21 protein-coding genes and 1 pseudogene are annotated in these 21,679 nt (G+C 59.0%); 11 read left to right on the top strand and 11 right to left on the bottom strand.

The window, feature by feature from the left end; genetic code table 11:
• Positions 1-22 precede the first annotated feature (22 nt).
• The 3 genes and pseudogenes from iolG to FHT92_RS29330 form a co-directional block, all read left to right on the top strand.
• Entirely contained in the window at positions 23-1,015 is a 993-nt protein-coding gene (gene iolG, locus FHT92_RS17015) for an inositol 2-dehydrogenase (protein ID WP_183742130.1), read from the top strand.
• A 121-nt stretch (positions 1,016-1,136) separates the two neighbouring features.
• Positions 1,137-1,448, top strand: a complete 312-nt coding sequence (locus FHT92_RS17010; protein WP_183827332.1) for a MurR/RpiR family transcriptional regulator — start codon at positions 1,137-1,139, stop codon at positions 1,446-1,448.
• 250 nt (positions 1,449-1,698) lie between these two features.
• Positions 1,699-1,845, top strand: a pseudogene (locus FHT92_RS29330) (VapC toxin family PIN domain ribonuclease); the annotation flags it as partial.
• A 115-nt stretch (positions 1,846-1,960) separates the two neighbouring features.
• Here the strand turns inward: FHT92_RS29330 and FHT92_RS17005 are convergent.
• The 5 genes from FHT92_RS17005 to FHT92_RS16985 form a co-directional block, all read right to left on the bottom strand.
• Positions 1,961-3,157 carry an MFS transporter gene (locus FHT92_RS17005; protein WP_183827329.1) on the bottom strand — a complete coding sequence of 399 codons (1,197 nt, stop codon included), beginning with the start codon at positions 3,155-3,157 and terminating at the stop codon, positions 1,961-1,963.
• Positions 3,158-3,387: 230 nt separating this feature from the next.
• Positions 3,388-5,304 (bottom strand): beta-N-acetylhexosaminidase, encoded by a 1,917-nt coding sequence (locus FHT92_RS17000; RefSeq protein WP_183827325.1) that lies wholly within the window; start codon positions 5,302-5,304, stop codon positions 3,388-3,390.
• 31 nt (positions 5,305-5,335) lie between these two features.
• Positions 5,336-6,112, bottom strand: a complete 777-nt coding sequence (locus tag FHT92_RS16995; RefSeq protein ID WP_183742138.1) for an SDR family oxidoreductase — start codon at positions 6,110-6,112, stop codon at positions 5,336-5,338.
• A gap of 19 nt (positions 6,113-6,131) precedes the next feature.
• Positions 6,132-6,998: a MurR/RpiR family transcriptional regulator gene (locus FHT92_RS16990; RefSeq protein ID WP_183827322.1), complete on the bottom strand. Its 867-nt coding sequence runs from the start codon at positions 6,996-6,998 to the stop codon at positions 6,132-6,134.
• 24 nt (positions 6,999-7,022) lie between these two features.
• Positions 7,023-7,409, bottom strand: a complete 387-nt coding sequence (locus tag FHT92_RS16985) for a RidA family protein (protein WP_183742142.1) — start codon at positions 7,407-7,409, stop codon at positions 7,023-7,025.
• Between the two features lie 112 nt (positions 7,410-7,521).
• Here FHT92_RS16985 and FHT92_RS16980 point away from each other — a divergent pair, with 112 nt between their 5' ends.
• Genes FHT92_RS16980 through FHT92_RS16970 form a run of 3 tightly spaced genes read left to right on the top strand, consistent with a single transcriptional unit; the run spans position 7,522 to position 10,614 of the window.
• A complete protein-coding gene (locus FHT92_RS16980) occupies positions 7,522-8,007 on the top strand; it encodes a hypothetical protein (RefSeq protein WP_183827319.1) in 486 nt (161 codons plus the stop codon).
• 29 nt (positions 8,008-8,036) lie between these two features.
• Positions 8,037-9,512, top strand: a complete 1,476-nt coding sequence (locus tag FHT92_RS16975; RefSeq protein WP_183827316.1) for a M81 family metallopeptidase — start codon at positions 8,037-8,039, stop codon at positions 9,510-9,512.
• A gap of 1 nt (position 9,513) precedes the next feature.
• On the top strand, positions 9,514-10,614 hold the full coding sequence (locus FHT92_RS16970) for a D-TA family PLP-dependent enzyme (RefSeq protein ID WP_183827500.1): 1,101 nt from the start codon (positions 9,514-9,516) through the stop codon (positions 10,612-10,614).
• Between the two features lie 21 nt (positions 10,615-10,635).
• Here the strand turns inward: FHT92_RS16970 and FHT92_RS16965 are convergent, their stop codons facing one another.
• The 6 genes from FHT92_RS16965 to FHT92_RS16940 form a co-directional block, all read right to left on the bottom strand.
• Positions 10,636-11,769, bottom strand: a complete 1,134-nt coding sequence (locus FHT92_RS16965; protein WP_183827313.1) for an ABC transporter ATP-binding protein — start codon at positions 11,767-11,769, stop codon at positions 10,636-10,638.
• An 85-nt stretch (positions 11,770-11,854) separates the two neighbouring features.
• A complete protein-coding gene (locus FHT92_RS16960) occupies positions 11,855-13,060 on the bottom strand; it encodes an ABC transporter substrate-binding protein (RefSeq protein ID WP_183827497.1) in 1,206 nt (401 codons plus the stop codon).
• 76 nt (positions 13,061-13,136) lie between these two features.
• Positions 13,137-13,994, bottom strand: coding sequence for a carbohydrate ABC transporter permease (locus FHT92_RS16955; RefSeq protein WP_132654659.1), 858 nt, complete (start codon positions 13,992-13,994; stop codon positions 13,137-13,139).
• On the bottom strand, positions 13,991-14,875 hold the full coding sequence (locus tag FHT92_RS16950; RefSeq protein WP_183742150.1) for a carbohydrate ABC transporter permease: 885 nt from the start codon (positions 14,873-14,875) through the stop codon (positions 13,991-13,993). The genes FHT92_RS16955 and FHT92_RS16950 overlap by 4 nt, the downstream gene beginning before the upstream one ends.
• A 13-nt stretch (positions 14,876-14,888) precedes the next feature.
• A complete protein-coding gene (locus FHT92_RS16945) occupies positions 14,889-16,046 on the bottom strand; it encodes a Gfo/Idh/MocA family protein (RefSeq protein ID WP_183742151.1) in 1,158 nt (385 codons plus the stop codon).
• Between the two features lie 600 nt (positions 16,047-16,646).
• Positions 16,647-17,495, bottom strand: coding sequence for an N-acyl homoserine lactonase family protein (locus FHT92_RS16940; RefSeq protein WP_183742153.1), 849 nt, complete (start codon positions 17,493-17,495; stop codon positions 16,647-16,649).
• Between the two features lie 136 nt (positions 17,496-17,631).
• Here FHT92_RS16940 and FHT92_RS16935 point away from each other — a divergent pair, with 136 nt between their 5' ends.
• The 5 genes from FHT92_RS16935 to FHT92_RS16915 all read left to right on the top strand — a co-directional run bounded on the left by FHT92_RS16935 (position 17,632) and on the right by FHT92_RS16915 (position 21,643).
• Positions 17,632-18,492 carry a helix-turn-helix domain-containing protein gene (locus tag FHT92_RS16935; protein ID WP_246715183.1) on the top strand — a complete coding sequence of 287 codons (861 nt, stop codon included), beginning with the start codon at positions 17,632-17,634 and terminating at the stop codon, positions 18,490-18,492.
• Positions 18,493-18,678: 186 nt separating this feature from the next.
• Positions 18,679-19,086 carry a hypothetical protein gene (locus FHT92_RS16930; protein ID WP_312858770.1) on the top strand — a complete coding sequence of 136 codons (408 nt, stop codon included), beginning with the start codon at positions 18,679-18,681 and terminating at the stop codon, positions 19,084-19,086.
• Between the two features lie 66 nt (positions 19,087-19,152).
• Positions 19,153-19,377, top strand: coding sequence for a hypothetical protein (locus FHT92_RS16925; protein ID WP_183827309.1), 225 nt, complete (start codon positions 19,153-19,155; stop codon positions 19,375-19,377).
• Between the two features lie 429 nt (positions 19,378-19,806).
• Positions 19,807-20,070: a DUF982 domain-containing protein gene (locus FHT92_RS16920; RefSeq protein ID WP_183827306.1), complete on the top strand. Its 264-nt coding sequence runs from the start codon at positions 19,807-19,809 to the stop codon at positions 20,068-20,070.
• Positions 20,071-20,710: 640 nt separating this feature from the next.
• The gene (locus tag FHT92_RS16915) at positions 20,711-21,643 is read left to right on the top strand and encodes a MarR family transcriptional regulator (protein WP_183827303.1); all 933 of its coding nucleotides are present in this window, start codon (positions 20,711-20,713) and stop codon (positions 21,641-21,643) included.
• Positions 21,644-21,679 lie beyond the last annotated feature (36 nt).

Here is a 21,679-nt window from a genome sequence, read left to right as displayed (position 1 = left end):
AATTTGCAATGGAGAGACATCAATGATCAGGTTTGGAGTGATTGGCGCCGGCCGGATAGGCAAAGTGCATGCCGCAACCATCGCGGCGAACCCGAAGGCGAAGCTTGCCTATGTGGCGGATGCTTTCAGAGCATCGGCAGAGACTCTCGCAGCGCAGACCGGCGCCGAGGTTGCCGACGCGGAGGACGTCGTCAGGTCACCGAACGTCGATGCAATCCTTATCGCGACGCCGACCCCGAGCCACGCAGACCTCATCGAGGCGGCCGCGAGAGCCGGCAAGGCAATTCTTTGCGAAAAGCCGGTCTCCCTGTCGGTCGAACGCATCAACAGCTGCCTCGAGGTCGTTGAGAAAAACAGGTCGACCTTGATGATCGCCTTCAATCGCCGCTTTGACCCCAACTTTGCCAGTCTGGAGGCGCGCCTGCGCCGTGGCGATGTCGGCGCGATTGAGATCGTGACGATCACGAGCCGGGATCCCGCGCCCCCGCCCGCCGACTACGTCAAGTCTTCCGGCGGTCTGTTCCGCGACATGATGATCCATGACTTCGATATGGCTCGCTTTCTCATGGGTGAGGAATTCGTCGTCGTGAACGCGCTTGGGGCGTCTCTCGTCGACCAGGCAATCGGCGCCGCGGGGGATGTGGATACCGCCGCCGTGCAGATGCAGACGGCTTCGGGCCGCATTGCCGTCATCACCAATTCACGCCGTGCGACTTATGGATACGACCAGCGCATCGAAGTGCATGGGGCTTTCGGTATGCTTGCGGCAAAGAATATCGCCGCCACGAGCGTCGAATTTTCCAACGCGAACGGCGTAAGCGGGGATCCCGTTCAACACTTCTTTCTCGAGCGCTACGCCCAGGCGTACGCCAACGAGATCGATGCTTTCATTGATGCGATCGACACAGGCACTCGGTCACTGAGGCCCGGTGGCTATGATGGACTTCAGGCGCAGAAACTGGCGGAAGCCGCAACAGTAAGCTGGCAGACAGGCAAACCCGTGACGGTCGGTTAACAAGCTCGATGCGATGCGGCCATGTCCTCACATTGCCGTATCGCCATTCAGCTGACGCGCCGCCCGCGAATGTACATCGCACCGAGATTGCCGGAAGACGACGTTTGGGAAGGCAAGCGTAATGACGAAGGATACAGACCTCTTCCCTCCCGAGACATTGCAGGAACTGAAGTACCTGATCGCTAAAAGACGCATCGTCTTTCCCGACAGTCTCGAGCGCGTCGCACGAGAGATCATGGATCGCCCAGAACTGATGGCTTTCGAAAGCGCCGCCGCGATCGCGCGCCATTGCGGGGTGTCTCAAACGACGGTTCACAGACTTGCGCAGCACATTGGTTTTCGCACGTTGCGCGACTTTCGCGCGATGATCAAAGATCACATTCGCGAGACTGCGGCAAAACAGTTTTTATATCAGGGACATAGCGGTGGCTAGGGGTCTGCGCTCGACGCGACAAATCTAGGCTATATCGCCATATCACCGGAGTCCACTTGGTCTATCGTTACCGAGGTTGCTAGCAGCAATGGCTTTCCGGGCGAATGTGCGACGCTTGCCCATGTACCGACCGGTGTGATGGGAACAGATTGCGCAGCCCTTCGGCGTCCAGACGTGGGACTGGAACCCCGGTAGAGCTTCGGCATCATCGCGACAAGCGACCGGATCCCTAATCCGGACCTCGCGCGTACGCGCTCGAAGATTTGGGAAAGCGATCGGCACGGCTGATGGCGATATTGCCGCCATAGCAGTTGCGTATGGCCTCGCAGTCGCAACACGCGACACAAGCCCGTTCGAGGCCGCTGGGTGGAAAGTGATTAATCCCTGGTCCCGATAAACGACGAACGGATGCCGGCGCTACGGTCTTCTGGTCTATCCCGTATCGCTTCGAAAGCGTTCTCCCTCGATTCCAAGAAATAATGCACCATCAAATGCCGGGAAAACATTTAGGGTCAGCGCCGGCGCCGGTCGAGAAACAGCAGCCATGCGGTCCCGGCAAGCCCCGAAAAAGCACTGACCACCGCGGTGCCGGAATAGCTGGTGACGGCGGTTCCCGCCGCAAAAAGGAGCGCACTCAACCCGGCGCTGAGGAAGATGTTGACGGAGATCAACGCGCTGCCGAGACCCGGCCGCTCGGCGATCAGATCCTGAAGGTAGGTGATCGGGATGGAGATCAGCGACGCTGCGCCAATGCCGCTGATGATGGTGAGGGCGTAGACATGCCAGGGTTGATCGGCAAAGGCTAGAAGCGTCAGATAGAGCGCATAGATCAATGCCCCGAGGGTAAGGGCTGCAAGCTGGCTGACGATGCGCAGCATGCGCGACCATACGATAATGAAGACCACTTCCAAGAGCGCGACGATCCCCACCAGAATTCCGATATCGGCGACCGTGCCGTGAGCGGCGCCGGTGACGACGAGGGGAAATATCGCGTCGTTTACATGCAGCGTGCTGCTGATCAGCGCGACCGCCATGACCCGGCTGATGATCCTTGGAGAGATCACCTCGCCGAGAGCGGCCAGATAGGAGAGATGGTGCGTGGCAGCTCGGTCGGTGCCGCTTTGCCGCGGCAGCAGGATGCCGATAAGGCCGACACAGACCAGACAGGACATGCAGGCAAACAAATAGGCCGGCAACATGGACGGCGAGGAGGAGAGCAGAACGCCCGTAAACCCGGGAACGAGCACCCAGGAAAGCGAAATCATTGCCCGTGTCCCGGAATTGACGGTCGCAATCTCGCCGGACGCCATTCCTCTGGCCGCCGCGCGCACATTGGCAAAGAGCAACGAGTTCAGCGATCCATAGATCGGCAGCAGCAGGAGAGCGCTGAGAACAAAGATTTCCCGGGTCGGGAAAAAATAGACCGCGCCATAGCCGAGAATGCCGAATGTCGCGGAAACGAGCATCATCGTGCGATATTCACCGAGCCGGTCGGCAAGATTGCCGAAAAGAATGCTGACGACGACGTTGACGGCTGCGGCTGCGAAGATCAGCGCGGAGTAAACACCGTTCGACAGGCCGAGTTCGACGATACCGACCACGGATCGATAAGGGTTTGTAGTCGCGCCGGCAAAACCGAACGTGAAGATGGCAATCATGCTCACCCGGATTGCAGGATTGCGGAAGACATCGGGGATCAGGCGGTTCATCGTCATCATCAGCAATGGTTTGGAGCGCATCAGCGAGGACGAGCAAAATTACCGTCTTTGCAAGGATCGCCGTGGATCAATGTCAGTCGCGCCAGCGGGGAGGGGAGCACTGGCCGTTTAGCCGAATTTCCTTTTGAATGGCAAGGTCAGGCTGGTCGCGCCCGACCCTTGCCAGGGGCGCCCACTTTTCGGATCAAGATCGTGGCGCCGACTGCCTCTCGATTACCATGTTAAAGCGTTGGGCTCAGCGGCGCGATCGCCGCGAACCGGTCCCAATTCTTGGCTGCTCTCGGCGTCCAGGCAGCTTCGGCAATTGCTGGAAGACGCGGGAAGACGAGACGGTTGAAATAACCGCGTGACAGGAAATGTTCCGACCAGATGCAGGCCTGGACACCCTTGAGCTTGTGCTTCAGCTCTTCAGGAAATTCGCCGGCCGCCTCATAGGCATAGGTGTGGGCTGGTGGAACGGTGCCGGCCCAGCTTGCGCCGGGTTCCTGGAAGGCCTCGGCCTGCACCATGTCGAGATAGTAGGCCTGGCCCGGCGTCATGACGACGTCATAGCCTTGTTTGGCAAGTTCGATGCCGACCTGGGGATTTTCCCAGGCCATCAGCAGGCTGTCCTTCGCTGCGACCCCCCCGCCATGGGCAACCTCGTTCCAGCCCGCAAGCTTGCGGCCACGCTTGTCGAGCATCGCCTTGATCTGTTTCAGGAAGTAGGACTGCAGTCCGAAAGTGCCGGAAATGCCTTCTTCGGCCATCAGCTTGATGGCAAGCGGCGAGGCGAGCCAGGAGCCGTTCGCCACTTCGTCCCCACCGATATGGATATAGGAAGAGGGAAAGAGCTCGACCATTTCGTCGAAGACCGTCTCCAGGAATGCATAGGTCAGCGGCACGGCCGGGTTCAACGCATTGTTTGGATAGCCCTGGACCGAATGGTAGCTTTCGGGTGCTTCCTGGCCATCCGTCAGATCGGGAAGAGCGATCAGCGTCGCTGCATTGTGGCCGGGAATATCGATCTCCGGCACGACCTCGACATGAAGGGAGCTTGCATGCGCGACGATGTCCTGGACGTCGGCCTGTGTGTAAAAGCCGCCGGCAGGCTCGGCACCATTGCCAAGTTGCGGCAAGAGCGGCTCGTCTGGACCTCGCAACACGCCCGCAGTCGTCAACTGCGGATAGGCCTTGATCTCCAGGCGCCAGGCCTCGTCGTCGGTCAGATGCCAGTGGAAGATGTTGAGCTTGAACCAGGCAAGGATGTCGATCAGCCGCTTGACGTCGTCAACGGGGTAAAATTGCCTGGAAACGTCGAGATGGCAGCCGCGCCAGCTGTAGCGGGGCCGATCGGAGATCGTTCCGGAAACCGGGAAGCGGAATTTGCCATTGCTTGCCCGCGCCCCATGGAGCATCTGTGCGAGCGAGGTCAATCCATACTGGCGCCCCGCGGTGCCGGCATAGGAAAGTGTCACGCGATCCGCCGAGAAGGCCAGCCGGTAGGCTTCGGCGTCGAGCGAGGCATTCTTGCTGAAGGCAAGGGCGCGCCCCTGCGGCGAGGCGACCAGATTGAAAACCGAATGGTCGCTTTCGAAAAGGCGACGGGTTAGTGAAATGCAGGCAGATATTGCCGATAATTCGTCTGCGCTGGCACCCTCCGGATAGAGAACGACCGGAAAACTGTCGCCCGGCTTCGCATCGATCTCGGCCGGCCAGGGCTGCAACGCAAAAGGCAGGTCGAGGCGGCCCTCGGGCAGGAGCACGGGCGGAGGTTCACTCACACGACCTTCGAGCAGCAGATCGGAAACGGCGACCGGCACATGCTTTCCGGATGACAACGTCAGATAGGCCGACTTGGCGCCGTCAGTGCAATGCCGCGCCGGGCGGTGCAGGCCGGCGACCGTGAAGGTCCAGCGGTCGCCCGCAGCCAGGGTCAGTCCGGCCGGTGGTTCGAATTCATGAAAATTGGCGTTGCGTCTCAGAAATGTAGCATTGTCGCATGCCGCGGCATCGACGACCCGTGTGAGCGAAGTGTAGACAAGTGTGAAACCGGAAAGCGCCTCACTGGAAAGATTGAAAAGCGTGAAGGTGAAAGCGCCATTCGTCCCACCATTGGGATTCCAGCTGCTTTCCAGGCGATAGTCGGCCGGTTTCATATCTCGTTCCTCTCGGTGTTTTTTATGATTTTCAGTAGTGCTCGGACTGGGAGAACGTCCGGGCAAGCTCGGCCTGGCCGGCTGTCAGGCCGCAGTCGACCGGCAGGCAGACACCGGTGATCGCCGCAGCCTGCGGCCCCGCCAGGAAGGCGACGGCATTGGCGACGTCCGTCGGATCGACCACGCGCTGCAGCGGATACCAGCGACGGGCATCCTCGAAGACATTGGGATTGGCGGCCGCGCGAACCTCCCAAGCCCGCGTCTTCACCGTCCCGGGGGCAACGGCGTTGGCGCGGATACCAAATTTTCCGTATTCGACGGCAACCAGCCGGGTGAAATGCAGAAGTCCGGCTTTGGCCGCGCTATAGGCCGGGTGGCCGAACACGTTCATGCCGTTGACCGAGGCAATGTTGACCATCGAGCCCCGAGACGCCTTCAGCTGGTCTTCGACGGCGCGGAAACAGAGAAATGCCGCTTCGAGGTTGAGCGCATTGTCGGCACGCCAGATTTCCGGCGTCGTATCATGCAGGCTGACGGCGCGGGCAGCACCAGCATTGTTGACGAGGGTGCGCAGACTGCCGAGCCCGGCCGTGCGCGCGGCAAGAGCCGCTACACTTTCCTCGCTGGTCACGTCGCATTCGACGACGACGAAGCGGTCGGCTGGCCCCAATGCGCCGGCAACGGCTGCCGCAGCGTCGGGATCGATGTCCGCGAGCACGATAGTGTCATGATCGTCGGCGAGCCGACCAGCGATTGCTACTCCGATATCGCCTGCTGCTCCGGTCACGATGGCCACTGATCGTGTCATTGCTGCTTCCTTCTGTTGATCAATCACCGAGCAGTTGCTTGTCGTCGTCGCCGTCGCGATAAGTCACCAGCTGTTGCTTGATGCGCCTCAGCGTGACCGTCGCCTTCGGTCGGACGGCGTAAGCGACAAGGCTCGCCAGGATATCGACGGTCGCGATGTAGGCGATGCGCGTCGATGTCGGGCGGAAGATGTTCGTGCCTTCAGGAATATCGATCGGCACGACGATATCGGCGGCCTTGGCGACCGCGCTGCCCGTCTGTGTCAGCGCAATCGTCTTTACCTTGGCTTCGCCTGCCAGCGCAAAGGCCCGAACCAGCTCGGCATTACGACCGGAAAAAGACGAGCCGATGATCACATCGCCGGACTTTGCCGCTGCTGCCATCATCAGCTGCATGCCGTGGTCGGAGCTGGCCGTGATGCGCAGGCCAAGCCGAAAGAGCCTGTTTTGCAGTTCATTGGCGATCATCGAGGAATTGCCGCCCGAACCGAAGGCGTAGATCATCTCCGCCTTGGCGATCTGCGCGACAGCCGCTTCGATCGCGGCCAGATCCAGCGAGCGGTGCACCAGAAAAAGGGCGTTCTGCGCCTTGGTGATAATATCCTGAGCGACATCGGCCGGATCGCTGCTCTTTGATTCCGGCTTCAGGTAACGCACGCCGACATGGGCGGTGCGGGCAAGCTGCACCTTGAAATCGGAAAAGCTGTCGCAGCCGAGGCGGCGGCAGAACCGCGTGACCGTCGGCGGCGAGACTTCTGCGCGTTCGGCGAGCTCGATGATCGAGGCATTCACGGCGAATTCGAAATCATTGACGACAATGTCGGCGATGCGACTCTCGGAGGCGGAGAGCCGGCTCCTGTCTTCCTGCAATGTGGAAAAGATGTCCAAGCCGATCCTCCCGCCGATCGTCAGTCAACTCTTCTTCTTGTAGGCAACGCAGTCGATCTCGATCTTGCAATCCACCATCATCGACGATTGGACGCAGGCGCGGGCCGGCGGATGTGCGCCGAAATAGTCCTGGTAGATCTTGTTGAAGGTCCAGAAATCGCGCGGATCGTCCAGCCATACGCCGACGCGCACCACATCCTCGACGCCGTATCCGGCTTCGTCGAGAATGGCGAGCACATTGGCGATGGTCTTGTGCGTCTGGGTAACGATATTGCCGTCGATGATCTCGCCGTTTTCCATCGCCACCTGACCGGAAACATAGAGCCAGCCATCTGCTTCGACGGCGCGCGCGAAGGGCAAGGGCTTGCCGCCGGCGCCGGTCTGAACAGTGCCATATCGCTTGATGGACATTCCTGATCCCTGCAAATTATTTTCTTGATAAGTTGACAAGGGACCATAGAAAGCGGATTTTGACCAGTGAAAAACGCCATTTATGAAAAGAATTTAAATCGAGGGGCGGAATATGCGTGATCCTTTCAAGAATCCTTTCCAGCCCTCCGACGCCGCACGGCACGCCATCTGGGAGATGCTGGTGCCCCGCGACATCGATGCCTTTCTGGCTGCCGACTGGTCAATGGTCGAAGATGATTTCATCGAGGAAGGCTTTATCGGCATCGATGGTGGCAAACAGGTCAGCCCCGACAAGTGGCGTCTGGCATTTCCGACGCTTGTCGCCTATCGGGACGAGTGGCTGAGGCAGGCAAAGGAATTTGCGGCACAGAGCTTCGCCGAGGATACGCGCAGCGCCATCTTCACGACCACGAGGCTCGAGGACATCGAGATCGAGGGCAACACGGCGCTTGTCCGCAAGAAGTTCGACGGCAGCCTGACGAAGAGCGATGGCACCCGCGACCTCATGCAGTGGCAGACGCTCTATTATTGCAAGCTCCACGAGGGACGGTGGAAGATCTGCGGATTTACCGGCTACCTGCCGAACCCGATGGGTTGAGGCGGCGGCGTAAAACAAGGCTAACCCACTTGCGCATTTTCACGGCGGCACTGGCGACCGAAACTAATACGTTTTCCCCGATCTGCGTGGATCGCCGCGCTTTCGAAGCATCTCTCTATGCGCCGCCCGGTCAGCATCCGGAAACTCCGACCCTTTGCACTGCGCCGATTACCGTCGGCCGCCGCGTCACCGCTGAAAAAGGCTGGGAGCTGATCGAAGGCACGGCAGCGTGGGCCGACCCGGCCGGCCTCGTCAACCGCCAGGCTTATGAAGGGCTGCGAGACGAAATCCTCGACCAGCTTCGCGCGGCAATGCCTGTCGATGCCGTGGTGATGGGCCTGCATGGGGCAATGGTGGCAGCGGGATACGAAGATACGGAAGGCGACCTTTTGACCCTCATGCGCGACATCGTTGGGCCTGATGTGCTGATCTGCGCTGAACTCGACCCGCATAGCCACCTGACCAGGAAGCGCCTTGAAGCACTGAATTTCGCGGTTTATTTCAAGGAATTTCCGCATACGGATTTCGTCGATCGCGCTGAGGATCTCTGGCGCATCGCCGTCGACACGCTTGAGGGCAGGATCAAGCCGGTCAATTCGGTGTTCGACTGCCGCATGATCGATGTCTTCCCGACCTCACGCGATCCGATGCGCTCCTTCGTCGACAAGATCATGCGGATCGAAAAGGAAGATCCTGATATCCTGTCGATCTCCGTGGTTCACGGCTTCATGGTCGGTGATGTGCCGGAGATGGGCACCAAGCTGCTTGTCGTCACCGACGACAATCCGCAAAAGGGTGCGGCTCTGGCGCGCGAACTCGGCATGGAGCTGTTTTCCAAGCGCGGCACCTTCATGGTGCCGCAGATCGACGAAAAGGAAGCCGTATCGCGGGCGATGGCCGCCAAAAGCTGGCCGGTCGTCATTGCCGATGTCTGGGACAATCCGGGTGGCGGAACCGCCGGCGATGCCACCGTCATCCTCGAAGAGCTCCTCGCTCGCGGCGTGAAGAGTGCTGCGATCGGCACCATCTGGGATCCAATCGCCGTTCAGATCTGTTTTGCTGCGGGCGAGGGTGCTGAAATTCCGCTGCGCTTCGGCGCAAAATCGGCACCGGGAACCGGTAGTCCCGTCGACGGGATGGTGAAGGTCGTCAAACTGGTGAAGAATGCCGAGATGCAGTTCGGCGAGAGCCTCGCCCCTTTCGGTGATGCGGCTCATATCGTTTTGAACGGCATAGACATCATTCTCAATTCGACGCGGGCGCAGAGCTTCGATCCGAGCCTGTTTTCGGTAATGGGCATCGATCCGACCAAGCAGAAGATCCTAGTTATCAAATCGACCAACCATTTCTTCGCATCCTTCTCGAAGATCGCCGCTGAAATCCTGTACTGTTCGGCAGGAACCCCCTATCCTAACAACCCGGCGACGACCCGCTATCGCCGGGCGCCGAAGACCATCTGGCCGATCGTGGCCGACCCCCATGGAATCGAACGCGGAGCTGCCTGAGATGCATGACAACCGGTTTGCCGTCGTCGCCAAGGCTGGAGACAGGGTCGCAGATCTCTCCACGCCCCGCCCGATCATCGACGAGGACAAGCTGGCCGCCAACATTTCCCGGGTCCAGTCCTACATGGACCAGCACGGGCTGAATTTCCGCCCGCATATCAAGACCCATAAGATACCGTCGCTTGCCGCGGCCCAGGTGGCGGCCGGCGCCAAGGGCATCAACTGTCAGAAAGTGACAGAAGCCGAGGTCTTTGCCGAAGCCGGTTTCGAAGACATCCTGATCACCTTCAATATCATCGGAGCCCCGAAGCTCGAACGGCTCGCTGCCCTGAACGATCGCATTTCCGCTCTCAAGGTCGTTGCCGACAGCGAAGTTGCGGTCGATGGCCTGTCCGCCCATTTTTCCGGCCGCAAACCGCTGACCGTCCTTGTTGAATGCGACACCGGCGGCGCGCGCTGTGGCGTCCAGACGCCAGAGCAGGTGGCCTCGCTCGGCAAGCGCGTCGCTGCCGCTGATGGGCTGACATTCGGCGGTATTCTCACCTATCCGAAGCCGCAATCAGCCGATGCCGTCGAAGCTTTCATCCAGGCAACACTGAAACAATTGACGGCCGAGGGTATCGCCTGCCCGATCGTCAGCAATGGCGGCACCCCCAGTCTTTTTAACGCGCATCTGGTCAAATCGGCGACGGAGCACCGGGCCGGCACCTATATCTACAATGACCGCCAGATGATCCGGATGGGACATTGCACGCAGGACGATTGCGCAATGCATGTCGTGGCGACCGTCGTATCGCGGCCGAATGCCGACCGCGCGGTCATTGACGCAGGCTCGAAGGCGCTGACTTCTGATCTTCAGGGCTTTGCCGATTTCGGCCTCGTCGTCGGATATCCCGAGACCAAGATAACCAGCCTCTCGGAAGAGCACGGCGTCATTGACCTTTCGGCCTGCAGCGGTCAACGGCCGCAGATCGGCGAAAAGCTCTTCATCATTCCGAACCACACCTGCGTGGTTTCGAACCTGTTCGACACGATGGTCTTCCACCGCAACGGCGTCGTCACGCGCGTCGAAGACGTCGCCGCGCGCGGGCTCGTCTGGTAATATCGCCTCGTTGAGACCTCTTCAGGCTGTTGCCGGAGCCAAGAGATTCATGTCGATATCGGTGAGCTCGACGCGGCGTTCGAAGGCCACACCTTCCTCGTCGAAGAGATGGCAATCGGCAGCGTTGATACCGACGGCGACCGGCGCGTCCGCACGGATGCCGACACTCCCGGGAAGCATAGCACAGAAATTCTCCGTTTCACTGCCGAGTGCCGCATAGGCCACGGTGTTTGCGCCAAGCCGTTCGATGACACTCGGCGTAACCGTCAGCGAAATGTCGCCAGCGGCGAGCTGGATGTGCTCCGGCCTGATACCGAGCGTCATTACCTTGCCGACCATGCCATCGCGGGGCTTCACCGGCAGGGTTGCCGTCTGGCCGCGATAGTCGATGGTCGCGCCTGCCTCACTTGCGGATATGCAGGTCACGGGTAGGAAATTCATTTTCGGATTGCCGATGAAACCGGCGACAAACTGGTTGGCGGGCTTGTGGTAGAGCTCGAGCGGAGCGCCGGTCTGGGAAATATTGCCGGCATCCAGCACGACGATGCGGTCGGCCATCGTCATGGCTTCCACCTGGTCGTGGGTCACATAAATCATCGTCGCCTTCAGCTGCCGGTGCAATTTGGCAAGTTCGATGCGCATGTCGGCGCGAAGCGCGGCATCGAGGTTGGACAGCGGCTCGTCAAACAGGAAGATCTTAGGCTCGCGAACGATGGCGCGACCGATCGCGACGCGCTGGCGCTGTCCGCCCGAGAGCATGCCGGGCTTCTGCTGCAGGCGCGTGTCGAGATGCAGGATACGCGCGGCATTCTCGACCTTGGCCTTGAGCTTTTCCTCCTCCATCTTCTCGACGCGCAGGGGAAAGGCGATGTTTTCGAAAACCGTCATATGCGGATAGAGCGCGTAGGACTGGAAGACCATGGCGATGCCGCGCTTGACCGGTGGCAGGTCGTTGACCCTGACGCCGTCGATGACGATGTCGCCTTTGCTCGTCGCGTCGAGACCTGCGATCATGCGCAGGAGCGTAGACTTGCCGCATCCCGAAGGCCCGACGAAGACGACGAATTCGCCGTTCCTGACGTCAAGCTCGACGCCTTTGAGAACTTCGTAGTCGCCATAGAATTTTTGAACCTTGTTGAGCTGAAGCTGTCCCAAAAATCTGCCTCCGGTCCCGGCCTGAACGCGCATGAATTGGTCGGTGAGGATCGCAGATCGTCAACCTGCGATCCTCGAGATCGGTTTACTTGAAAGCTTCGATCTCGCCGGCAGCTTTCTTGAGGGCGGCTTCAGGCTCAGCCTTACCGGTGACGACGGACTGGATCATCTCGATTATCGAATTCTGGAAGCCCTTATAATCGGTAAAGAGCGGCTCCGGACCGCCATAGCTGATGCCCTCGATAAGCGGCTTCCAGTAGGGGTCCTTGGCGACGAACTCGTCGACCTTCTTTGAGGGTCGCAGCGGGGTGAGGCCGGCGCCGCCCTGCAGTTCGTATTCCGACTGAACATCGGGCGAGGTGATGAACTTGGCGAATTCGATCGCCTTGTCCTCGACGCCCGATCCCTTGAAGATCGCAAGGCTGTCGGTGATCAGCAGCGTGCCGGGCCCCTTGGCGTCGGGACCGAGCGGCAGCGTCGTGATACCCCAGTTGATCTTCGTCTCCTTCAGACGGGTGGCGGCGCCCGATCCCGCCTGGATCATGGCGACCTTGCCGTCGAGGAAGATGGCGCGGACTTCGTTCTGCTCATAGGCGGTCGGGCCCTCTTCGGCGTAAGCCGAAATATCCTTATAGGCTTTCAGGGCGGCAAGGATCTGCGGGCTGTCGAGCGTGATCTTGCCTTCGGCATCGGTCACGGCACCGTTGTTGGTGTAAACCCAGTGCATGAACTGATGCATCGTGTTGTCGAAGGTCTTGGCGGACAGACCAAAGCCCGGAATACCGGTCTTTTCTTTGATGGTCTTGGCCATCTCGATTTCTTCGGCCCAGGTCTTCGGCGGCTTCTCGGGATCGAGGCCGGCCTGCTTGAAGAGGTCCTTGTTCCAGTAAAGCGCCTTGGTGGAGAAGGCGATCGGCACGCCCCACTGATTGTCCTCGAAGGTGACCGTGTCAACGATGTGCGGATAGTAGCCCTTCTTTTCGTCGTCCGTCATCGGAACGGGGACGATGAGGTCGTTCTGCGCGAATTCCTTCAGCGTGCGCGAGCCGACATAGGCCATGGCAACAGGCGTGCCGGCAGCAGCCAGCGTCGTTGCCTTATCCTGGCATTGTGCCCAGCCGACGACTTCCGGTGCGATCTTCCAGCCGGCGTTCTTGGATTCCCATTCCTTGATGTATTTGGTATGGACCGGATCGATCGTGTCGCCGCAATAGATCCAGCTGATTTCTTTGTCGGCTGCCTGGGCCGTGACCGCGGTCAATGCCGTGGATCCAAGCAGGGCGAGCGCCATAAGGCCTGTCTTGATGGTAATGCTCACGTCGTTACTCCCATTTTCTGTGTTAGCTGTTCACTCTTTATTGTTGGTCTTATTGTTTCACCGCACCGGCGGTCAGGCCGCCGACGAGATAGCGCTGAAGGAAGAAGATGACGATCATCGCCGGCGCGATGCCAACGAAGGAAGCCGCCATCAGCTCGTTCCAAATGACCTCCTGCTTGCCGAAGTAAGCGAAGAGTCCCACCGGCAGGGGCATGTATTCGGTCTTCGAGTTGAAGGTCAGCGCGAAGATGAACTGCTGCGCATAGGCGCCGATGAAGGTGGTGATCGCGACGACGATAATTCCCGGCATCGCAATGGGCAGAATGACGCGACGCAGCGTATAAAAATGGCTGGCGCCATCCATATAAGCCGCTTCGTTGAGTTCCTGCGGAATGCGGATCATATAAGTGCGCAGCAACCAGATCGCCGAGGGGATCAGGAAGGCGACGCCCGGCACGATCATCGCGAGATAGGTGTTCAGCACACCCATGCTGCGCATCAGCCGGAAGAGCGGGATGAGCAGGACGGCGCCGGAGAACATGTTCACCGTCAGGAACGCGCCGAGCAGGATGCCCATGCCCTTGAACTCGAATTTCGCGAAGGCGTAGGCCGCCGGGATGACGAGGCAGAGCACGATCACCGTGACGATGATCGAGATGAAGAAGGAGTTGAAGATGTAGCGCCCGAAGCCCGGCACGCTGATCCACATGGTCCGGTAGGCCTCGAACGAGCCGTTTTCGGGCCAGAAGCGGTAGGGCGAGGAGAAGAGCTGGGCGAGCGGCTTCAGCGACACCAGGAAGCCTTCGACGAAGGGCGACAGCACGAAGAAGAGGAAGAGCGCTATGCCGCAATAGATGAGGATGATTTCCCACCAGCTGTAGCGATCGATCATGGGACGGCTGCTCATGCGCGCTTCTCCGGGTTCAAGCGGCGGGTGACACGGAAGTAGGCAAAGCAGAAGAGCGACAGGAAGATGCAGATCAGCACCGCGCGCGCTGCGCCTTCGCCATATTTCTTCGAACCGATCGCCGTCTGATAGGTGTCGATGATCATCGTCGTCGTTTCGCCGCTTGGACCGCCCTGCGTCAGGATCCAGATGATGTCGAAGGAATTGAAGGTTGCAATCAGCGACAGCATCGACATGGTGATGATCGCCGGAACCATCAGCGGCAGCGTGATGCGGCGGAAACGGTACCAGCGACCGGCGCCGTCGGTCCATGCTGCTTCGTAGAGGTCCTTCGGGATCGACTGGATCGCGGCGAGGAAGTAGATCGTCACCAGCGGCACGCCGATCCAGACGTCTGTGACGATCGTCGCCCAGAAGGCGGTGCTGCCATAGGCGAGGAAGGCGACCGGACCATCGACGAGGCCGAACCGCTGCAGCAATCCGGAAATCATTCCAAACTGGCCATTATACATCCAGCCCCACATGAAAATGCCGATGGCCATCGGCACGATCCATGGCGGCATGGTCAGTAGTCGAAACAGCGACCGGCCCGGCACGGCGGCGTTCAGCATTGCGGCGCCGAATGTGCCGATAATCATCTTCAGGGCGACCGAAAAGAAGGTCCAGATAAAGGTTCGAACAATGACTTGCACGAAGGTGGCGTTGAAGATCTTCTCGTAATTGACCCAGCCGACCCAGTTCGTCACCTTGCGCAGCGATGCATCCGTAAACGACAGGATGAATGTATCGACCAACGGATAGGCGACGATCGCGAGCACATAAAGGACAGCTGGGAGGAGAAGAATCCAGGCGAAGATGACGGCACTTTTCTGAGCACTCATCTTGCCGGTCTCCTCAAGCCGCCCTTGTGTGGAGCGCCTCGTCGAAGCGATCCCAGATGGGACGGAGATCGACGACCGTCTTTTTCATCCTCGCCTCGTCCATGGCGAGTGCGAGGATTCCGGCCTCCAATGCGTTCAAGGTCGAGACCGGGAGTTCCAGACCGGTTCGAACGCTTTGGAGAATATCGGCTGCCATCTGCTCGTCGGCGCCGTAGTGCTGCGACAGTTCAGTCGCGGCATATTTGTTTTCGACGATCTTGTTGCCGGTCAGCTGCTCGTGGACATCAAGATAGCCGCGCACGAAGTCGCCCTCTGCCATGCCGCGCGAGCCCATGATGGCGAAACGGCGGAACTGGTCGGGAACGTTAAGATTGGTATGGAAATTCATGCCGACGCCATTGGCGTATTCGACGATCGCCACCTGGTAGTCGATGATGTCGGCGTCGCTGTCGAACACCTTGTCGGACCCCATCCAGCCGCTCGGTTTGCGGTGGAAGAGTTCCAGATCGTTTATGCCTTCGCGCGCCGGGTCGTTTGCGGGAATGAAGCTCTTGCGGCCGCCGAAGCTTGCGACGCGTTCAGGGCGGGCGCCGACAACGCCATTATAAAGGTCGAGGTCGTGGCAGCATTTTTCCAGCATGAAGCTGCCGGAATAGCGCTCATAGCGGCGCCAGTCGCGCATGAAGAAAGCGCCGTGATAGGGCTCTATATGCTCGGAAGCTTCGATGGAGACGATGTGGCCGAGCTTGCCTTCGGCCTGTATGGCGCGCAGGTCCTTATAAAGCGGCGAGTAGCGCAGCACGAGACCGACCATCAGCCGCTCATGGCCGAACTTCGCCATCAGATGGGCAAGTTCGATGCTTTCGGCAATCGTCGTCACGATCGGCTTTTCGCAGAAGACCTTGAGGCCAGCCTCGAGACCGAGGCGGATATGATCGAGATGCATGTGGTTGGGAGAGCCGATCATCAGGAGATCGAGCTTTTCGGAGCCCAGAAGCTCCTGCGGCGAGCCATAGGCCTTGCCGGCAGAGACGCCCTTTTCCGTCAGTCCGGGAAGTCCCGCAGGATCCGGATCGACGTAACCGACGATCTCGAAGCTGCTGTCGATCGCCTTGAAGACATAGCCCAGATAGCCAAGCCGGAATCCCAGCCCTATCATTCCCACTTTCATGCCAACGATGTTCCCGGTTTCGTAATTTATTTTCTTCAAGTTGGGACAAAAATCAGAGGGCGTCAACCGAAAACGCGGCTGGATGCGCGTTGATGAAATTGATTTTCATCAGACGCGATATTTGTGCGGTTTTGCAAGGGGATCGCAAAGATCATGCACGCGGCGTGACGCTGTTTGTCCGCTCGACGCCTCGGGGGCGCAGAGGAGGGCAGAGTTGACCCCTTGTATCGGCATCTCATCTTGGGATGTCGTTGGCGAGGAAATCCAGTCGGAGGAAACGGAATTCTTGGCGCCGCCGCTGGAGTTATGACGGCGGTCCAGGTCCCGGGCTGGTCGAGCTCCAGCAGCACACCTTCCGTCAAATCGGTTTCATCGGGAAAACACGGATCGCACAAACCGATGGCGCCGCTTCGGGCGATAATGTCGCGGGATAACTGTCGCGCGGTACCGATTTTCAGCTCGGGTTGCTGAGATCGAGCGGCGCTAAGGAATTGCACCCCTCGCAAGATCATCCACCCGCTCGACGAGCTCCCCCGGATTGCTGCCACCGGCCTGTTAGAGCCGATGGCGATCGCGATCATATGTCAATAGCTGTGTCGCTTATCTTGCGCTTTCGGGGAACGCGGGCAGCCGTGAAACATGGGTGGGATCATGTTGGATGACGAGCGTTGCGTTCAATCCGGCGGTAATCGCCCGGAGGCGTTCCATCGATGCAATCGTGTCGGCGCGGTTTTCATTAAAGCCCGGCACGCCGTTAGCTACCAGATTATCTTCGAAATGCACGACATCGCCGGAAAGCAGGACCGGCCCCGTCTTTGCAAGCTTTACCAGGAGCGCGGCTTCCCCTTTGGTATGACCAGGCATAGACAGCATCATCACCGAACCATCGCCGAAGATGTCACGATCGCCGGTCACGAGGTCGAGTTTCGCCTTGCCGTCTAGCCAGGGTTTGACGAGATCCGGTACGACCGCAAACGGCGGGGGATTGTCGTGAAAAGCCTGCCAATCAGCGGCGCCGATCATAAGCGTGGCTTTCGGAAAAGTCGCGGCCTGCCCGACATGGTCGAAATGGTTGTGGCTGATGCCGACGGTTGCGATCTGCTCCGGTTTGATGCCGATCTGTTTCAATTGCATCGGGATGTCGGTTTTGAGCGAAGCGCCGATCGGCTGATCCTCAGCCGGTGCCTTGCCAATGAGGTTGGCTGGAAGCCCGGTGTCCCACAGAAGGTAGTCACCGCCATGGCGGATCACGTAGCAACTATCGGTCAGCACCCCCTTCTTACCGGCAGAAGCGAAGGTGTCCGAAAACATCGACAGATCCTTGACGACGATGTCGCCGCAATCCAGGCGCCAGAGTTCAACGTCTGGGGCAGCACGTGTCGGCGTGGAGGCGAAGGACAGCGACACGACCGTTACCGCGATCGCAAGGGGAAAATTGAAGGTCTTCATGAAGGTCTCCTTGTCTTGAAGATCCTTGTTATGGCGCCCTTCCTGGCATGCTGTGCGCCAGATTTGTGATCGCTTGAGCCCGAAACGCTCACCCAAGATATTTTTTCTTGCCAAGCCTTCATATAGATTTGCGCTCATGAACATGATGATCCGCGACCGACGTCCCGAGCTTTCCCACCGCCTGCTCGATCGACTCCGCCCGATGGTGGCGGGAAAGCTCGATGTCGGGATGCATCCTTATGGCGGGCAGCTTTTCGCCTATTGCTGCTTCGACCGAGAGCGGATGGCGGCTCTTCGACTTGATTGTCCAATGATCTGCGTCGTGCTCTACGGTCAAAAGGACGTGTGGCTTGGCGATCGCACCCGCTCCTTTACGGCCGGCTCGCTCTTCATATTGCCTGGTGGCGTGCCGATGGACGTGGTCAACATTCCGGACGATAAAACGGGCGTCTACGCGGCTTTGCGGCTTGACGTGCCCTGCCTGCCAGAAGGCATCCCACCGCTGTCGATTGCAGAGCGAGCCGGCAGTGCCGTCGATCTCGACTCCGTGCCGCTCAGCGCCGATCTCGTCGAGACGATTGGCCACGCAGCATCCACGATCGCCGATCTCAGCGTCGGCGAAACGATAAAAAGGCTCAGGCTGACGGAGGTCCTGGCGCTATTGCGCCCACTTGCCGAGGCACGACCGCTTTTCAGACAAAGCCTGTCTGACGATATCGCCTGGCTGATCGCGACAGCCCCTTCGCAGGCATGGAACGTGTCTGATGTCGCGGAAAAGCTCGGGATGGGTGCGTCAACGCTGCGACGCCGATTGGCTATGGACGGCACCTCCTTCCGGGCAATCGTACGGCGCGAGCGTCTGAAGGCTGCCCAACATGCAATCACGTCCGGGGCCACGGCAATTGCTGCCGCCGAGGCTGCGGGCTACGTTTCGCGCTCGCACTTTGCTCGCCGGTTTCGCGAAAGTTTTGGGACAAGCCCAACGGGGCGGACATAGCTTATCGACCTCCTCGGGCCTTGGAGCACAGGCCCTTGATGAGGTGGGATGGCCGCCCTTGGCTGTACGCTCGTCACGAGCGGCACCCCGTCATGGTGACGAGGGATGGAACATTTCCTTCCGACGCGGCGTATCCATCCGATTTGATCGTAATCCTGATTTGTCGTGTCATTCATGGAGGAAATCGTGGCCCGCAAGAAAGAAACCACATCACTCATCTCCGAAGGTGCCAAACTTGGGGAGCCTGTGCCGCGAGCGATCGTCGACATCAACACGGCGTCGGTCGGCGTTCAACCGCAGCCGGAGTTCAACGCACAGGAAGAGCTCAGTTTCCTGCGAAACCAGTTGGAAAATATTAAACAGCAGCTTGCCGACGCTACGGGCACGGTGAAGGGTGGCGCTCGTCGGGCTGTGAAGCAGACGCAGGCAACCGTGAAGCTCCATCCGATTTCCAGCCTCATGGCGGTGGCTGCGGTTGTGGGTGCTTTCGCCATTGCGATCACCGCATCACGCTCGACGCCGCCCCGGTCGCGCTACGACCGGAGGCTCGCCGATCTTCGCGATTTGTACGAACGGGCACGCGACCGCTTCTAGTTAGATTTCGGTATTGCCGAAGAGCGGGAATCTCTTCAGCTTCTTCCTGCGCGAAGCGGGGGAACCATGCTCGACATCATCATTCAAACAAGCCTTGCTATCGTCGCGAAGACGGAGCGTCTGATAGAGAATGTCCGGCGTCAAAGCGGCAGCCTGGACGACGTCCAGCATGAGCTCGACCGCCTGGCAGACGCCGTGTTCCTGCTGGAGGATGCTGCAAACCTGTTGCGTCGAACCTTTGAGACGCGGCCCGATATCGCACGAGGGATGGTCCACGCCACCCTCCAATGAACGGCGTAACGTCTCGGCATCGGCGAGCACGAGCAACTTGGATAAATTCCTTAACGCCGAGGTGGAGGCTGGCCGAGTGCCGGTAGCGGATGACGCTCCATTTAATAATAGCGACAATGGGCAGGGGTTTCCGTGGCGGTGCTGACTTGTCCGCAATTCTCCGGTTACCAAGTTGCGTCGAATGGAGGACGATCTTGTCGGATCGCTCTACTCAAGAGGCGTGTCTTCCATATGCTGGGGTGCCTCGCGGAACGGCTGCAGCCATGGTTCACGCCTCTTCGTCCAGACCGGGCAATTGCGATCCAAGAGCGCGACGGTAAGTGACACGCGTCACATGTCACGCGTTTTTCACGCGACACTCTGCGTCCTCATGCTTAGCTTCCTCAGCCGGAATGGGTTGGTGAGCCGTATTGCTGTGGGGACTGTGTAATGAAATTCGACACCTCGACGGAATTTGATCAAGTCATCCTGATATTCAAGGACCCCGGCCGGCGGCTGATCGTTCGCACTGCCCAGCAGGCCGCCAAAGCTTTGATCAAAGACTGGCCATCGGACGATGGCGAGGAATTTTTGTGCGCAGTCAAAGCGTGTCTCGACGTAATGACCGGAAAAGCCAGCAGCAACGAATTGAGAAATGCGATTCTTAGAGCAGCCAATGAAGCCGGTGTGGCTGCAGTCGCCGCCCTCCATTGAGATCGGTGATTACCGTGAAGACCATTAAGACACCTTGCCTACCCTGAGGGGGCACTGGCAGCGCCGCTCTATCAGCCCAGCATTCCGCTTTACAAAGCCAGTCCGCAACAACTGCTCAGCCTCAACGGACTGTCGACGCTGCGGCAGGCCGCGGCGACCGCTATTGGTCGGACGGCGGCGCGGCGGCATCGGCCAAAGGGACCTGACAATGTCTGGCTGCGCACCGGGGGAGCATCGAGCCTGACAGCAGCACCACTGCCTTTAAGCGCTTACCTTATTTTCTTTAGTAATTACAAGGATTTAAATAGATGCAGATGACAACGCGGATCGGGCCGGAACCTTGCCATGCGCATATGCACCTTGTAGCCAAGGCCGAGCCGGCCTTGCCCCGAGCTCGACGAAACGGGCATCCGAACCGACGCAAGGAATCGCACACCGAGATCGGAGACCTCGTACGGCAATGAACATCGTATTCTGACGGCCTGGGATTCGTCTTGGAAAGGTCCTGACAAAGCTGAATCTTGATTTCAGGCCGCTACGCGCGGCGGAAGGTTTCCAGCGATCGATTGAGAATTTCTCAAGAACGAAATGATAAACATCAATCCTCAATGAGAATCACTATGTGTAGAAACATTTGACGATGAATTCATCGCCCGCTCCCTTGGCATGCAAAGAGCTTTATCACACCGTCCGACAGTACGGACAGCGTCCTCTCTGGCGCCTTGCGACTGAATTCTTGCAGCGTGAAGAGCTGGGGCGTCATATTCTTCGATATTGCGTCGAGATGAACCGGGAGCGGTCGCCACGCAAGACTTCGAACAAGATCTTCGGTCAGCAATTCCGCTATATGATTTGCTTCAACCTGATCAGCAATTATATGAGCTGGCAGCGGGGCGATGGGGAGCCCCCAACCTTGAAGATGCTTCAGGAAACCGGTTTCGCCAGCCCCCGGCATGTCGCGGACCTGATTGCGCTTCTGCGCGACAGTAACCACGTCATCGCACAGCGGCAGACAACGGACCGTCGTTTGATTTATCTCATCCCGTCGCCGAAGCTCCTTCTCGAAGTGGCGCGTTCCCCCCTGTCCTTCCTGAAAATATCGGAAGATATCAAACCTGCCGATCGATCACTCGCCAATGTTCTTGTGAAGAACCCGGATTTCCTTGCTTTGTGGATCGGCCGGTCCGATGAGGAGTTCAAGAAGCTCGATACCGTCTTCCAGCCTTTTGCAAATATTGTGCAGTTTAGCACGCGCGATGCGGGCTACCTCATCCTCACGGCTGTGATTGGATCCTACTATAGCAATATATATCATGAGGAACCGTGGGAGACGGGCCTGGCACCGGAGAACCTTGCCCGACGCTTCGGGGTTTCGCGCCAGCATGTCCGCAACCTCTTTTCGGAAGCGCGAGAAAGTGGTGTGTTCGCGGTCAATCGTGGCCAGCTTTCCGATATCAATGCGGCGTTCGTCAGTGAGTTTGAAACATGGTCCGTTGGACAGATGGCTCACTATCGACTGCTTGCGGAAGAGATAGCCAATTTGGCTGCGGCCGGGGCAACTTCCGAAGCCTGAGCGAAAGTCGTTCCTCGACATCGCCTTTCAAGAAGA

The sequence above is a fragment of the Rhizobium sp. BK377 genome, from assembly GCF_014193935.1.
Classification (GTDB): domain Bacteria; phylum Pseudomonadota; class Alphaproteobacteria; order Rhizobiales; family Rhizobiaceae; genus Rhizobium.
The sequence above is the reverse complement of the archived record's forward strand: the minus strand, read 5'-3'. Positions and strand labels throughout refer to the sequence as shown.